Here is a 2,091-nt window from a genome sequence, read left to right as displayed (position 1 = left end):
CCTTTTTCAAGGGCGGCCTTGTCGAGTTCTTCCAACAGGAATTCGTTGTAGTCTTTTTCGCGGAAGGCCTTTTCCTGTTCGGCCCGTAGTCCTTCTAATTTCTTTTGGGTACTCAGATACAACTCCCTGGCCACACTATATTCCACAAGCAGACCAGAATTCCCCGCAATGGCATCCACCACGTGCAACTGGAAGTCATGATCTGTCAACTCGAGGGTCTGATGTTGGGAATGCACATCAATCAAATGGCTTCCCAGGCCCGAAAGAATATTGAGGGTAACAGGGCTGTCATTGACAAAAGCACGGGATTTTCCACTGGGCTGAATCTCCCTTCTGAGAATAGTCATCGTATCGTAATCCAGGTCGTTTTGGGTAAAAAATTCCTTTAATTTAGGATAACGCTCCAAAGCAAACTCCGCTTCCACGATACATTTTCGGTCCTTATCCCGCAGGGCAGAACGGTCTGCACGACGGCCCAGAACGAGCCCCAGGCTCTCGAGCAGGATGGATTTTCCTGCTCCGGTTTCTTCTGTAATGGTCGTGAAACCGGCCTCAAATCGAACCTGCAGGTCCTCAATCAGGGCGTAATTTTTTATTGAAAGTCTTGCAAGCACAAGGGCAGTTGTTTAAACAACTGTAAAGATAGAATTTCAAACCGCAAAAAAGATGGTGCTAATAGGTTATTTGATTCCAGGTGCTTGCGTAGAACGGAGCCACCCGGTTCAGGGTCTCCTTGAGTTGTACGATATCTACCTTGGGGCCATCGGAAAAAATATTCTGTATCTCCTCGGACTTGGCGTCGAAGAAGGTTTGAATCAGAAATGCATTCGGACGTCTTTGAATGAGGGTTTCAAACAGTCGAAGGGAGCCCGCTATGATTTGTTTTCCGGTACTGTTGTTATCCGCCATTATATCCAGTCCCTTCCGGTGATAGTTGTACAGGGCGATACGATACTCCCGAAAAGTATTGGACAACAGGTTGTCTACAAGCTGAAACCGGCTGCGGTTGTTCGATGCGGTTTGTCCCCAACCCGCAGAATTGATTCCCTGAGCCTGAGTAACAATGCCCTGGGCAGTTTTATAGTAGTCTGTTCCGCCCTCAAGTTCAAAAGTATCGGCATCCAATCCCAGCATGATATAAATATAGTAGGAGATCACTCCTATAAGATTGGAGTCCAGAATGTTTTCATTGTAAACCAGCGGCTGGTACTCGATATATTCAAAATTAAACTGGTCGTCCTTGTAGTTAAAAACGGGGGTTTGATAACTGCTGTTGAAGACCGGTCTGGAAGATTGGACCTGGATATTGGCCTGAAACCGGCTCGACTCAAAATTTTTGACTGTAATAAAAATACGACAGTCCAATTTTTCGTTCTCCTGAACCACGCGCTTTGTCCAGCGGGTTTTATTGACGAATTCCATCAGAGAACGCTCCAGGGTGGTAAAAACCTGCTGGTTGGTTTGTGAAACCTGATCCGCATTCACGGTTACCGTACAATTGAGCTCCTGCCCCTGCAGGATGGAGGCAATACAAAACCCAAATACCAGTAAAAGATTAGTCCTTAAGACGCTTGTGAATTTCATGTAGCAAATCCCTGGCCACTTCGGCCTTGGTTTTTAATTCAAACGGAGTTATCTCAGAATTCTTGTCTATAAAGGTGACTTTGTTTGTATCTGATCCAAAACCTGCTCCCGAATCCCTGAGGGAGTTCAATATTATGGCGTCCAGGTTCTTTTCCTGGAGCTTCTTTTTGGCATAATCCAGTTCATTCTCCGTTTCAAGGGCAAAACCTACGAGATACTGTCCGGTTTTCTCACGCCCCAGGGATCGGATAATATCCGGGTTACGAACCAGGTTGACCTGCATGGTATCCCCGGTTTTTTTAAGCTTTTCGGCCGCCGGATGTTCCGGCCTGTAGTCCGCCACAGCTGCGGCCCCAATTACAATGTCCATTTCCTGAAAATACCTGTGGACCTCTGTATACATCTCTGAGGCAGAAACTACGGGAACTACCCGGATTTGAGGATCTGAGACCGTAAGGGCCGTAGGTCCGCTCACCAGTGTAACTTCAGCACCCATAGCAAGAGCGA

General features: G+C 46.9%; 3 protein-coding genes. All 3 read right to left on the bottom strand.

The window, feature by feature from the left end:
- Positions 1-614 (bottom strand): AAA family ATPase (locus tag WBV75_RS00280; protein WP_424118668.1); only part of this gene is annotated, 614 nt, incomplete at its 3' end.
- A gap of 58 nt (positions 615-672) precedes the next feature.
- Positions 673-1,584 carry a DUF4835 family protein gene (locus tag WBV75_RS00275; RefSeq protein ID WP_424118667.1) on the bottom strand — a complete coding sequence of 304 codons (912 nt, stop codon included), beginning with the start codon at positions 1,582-1,584 and terminating at the stop codon, positions 673-675.
- Positions 1,556-2,091, bottom strand: a 536-nt coding sequence (locus WBV75_RS00270) for a phosphopantothenoylcysteine decarboxylase (RefSeq protein ID WP_424118666.1), incomplete at its 5' end; no start/stop codon positions are given. The genes WBV75_RS00270 and WBV75_RS00275, both read right to left, overlap by 29 nt.

The organism is Robiginitalea sp., from assembly GCF_049588695.1.
Taxonomy (GTDB): Bacteria; Bacteroidota; Bacteroidia; order Flavobacteriales; family Flavobacteriaceae; genus Robiginitalea.
The sequence above is the reverse complement of the archived record's forward strand: the minus strand, read 5'-3'. Positions and strand labels throughout refer to the sequence as shown.

Excerpts from the sequence above, each read along its gene's own strand:
- WBV75_RS00275 (WP_424118667.1), bottom strand. The coding sequence starts at position 1,584 with ATGAAATTCACAAGCGTCTTAAGGACTAATCTTTTACTGGTATTTGGG.